Genomic DNA, 737 nt, shown 5'->3' with positions numbered 1-737 from the left:
ACGTAGTGATTATGAAGTTATGATAAGAATCAACAAAGCATATGACTTTAACTACTATAACTTCTTTAACTACTATAACTACAGATGATAATCCTCGGTACAAAAAGTTATGATAAGAATCCACAAAGCATATGACTTTAACTACTATAACTTCTTTAACTACTATAACTACCGATGATAATCCGCCGGCACCAAAAATGATATTGTGTAAATTCAATTATACAACAATGAAAAATTTAGAATCAGCCGAAAAGAAGGCACGTCTGTTAACCACAGTGGTTATCGACAAATTAGTTAAGTCAACCTGCCGCAGCTGCAGGACACTAGAAACAGAGCTGCATGTACGTCACGGATTCATTAAAGCAGTCTAAGACAATAACCTGAAGCCTGGCGACAGCCTTACCTGCATCCAGCTGTTGGCCGCCAACTCGATAATAGTAGACGGCTACAAGCGCAGAATAGAAAACTATCGCCTCATCAAGTCGCCACAACAGCAGGCAGAACAAGAAAAGCTCAACGAGTGGCGCAACTACTTCACACAGCTCATCACACAACTCACAAGAGACTGAGGCGCAAATAAGGAGCCCCACCAAACCTCCCCCGTGGGGAGGCTTAAGTTTCGATTTTTCTAAGTGAAGAACGAAAAGCAGGCTTGAGCAATTAAAAACCAAGAAAGTTTGTCCTGATACTGAGGCCTTGCCTTCAACAATATACAAATCACAATATTGCAAGAATGA

At 40.6% G+C, this 737-nt stretch carries 1 protein-coding gene; it reads left to right on the top strand.

Annotated features, from left to right (window positions below; translation table 11 throughout):
- Positions 1-416 precede the first annotated feature (416 nt).
- Positions 417-569, top strand: coding sequence for a hypothetical protein (locus tag QVO66_RS00485; protein WP_164511730.1), 153 nt, complete (start codon positions 417-419; stop codon positions 567-569).
- Positions 570-737 lie beyond the last annotated feature (168 nt).

This window comes from Prevotella sp. CAG:255, from assembly GCF_000431195.1.
Lineage (GTDB): Bacteria > Bacteroidota > Bacteroidia > Bacteroidales > Bacteroidaceae > Prevotella > Prevotella rara.
This window is presented reverse-complemented; position numbering and strand designations above follow the sequence as displayed.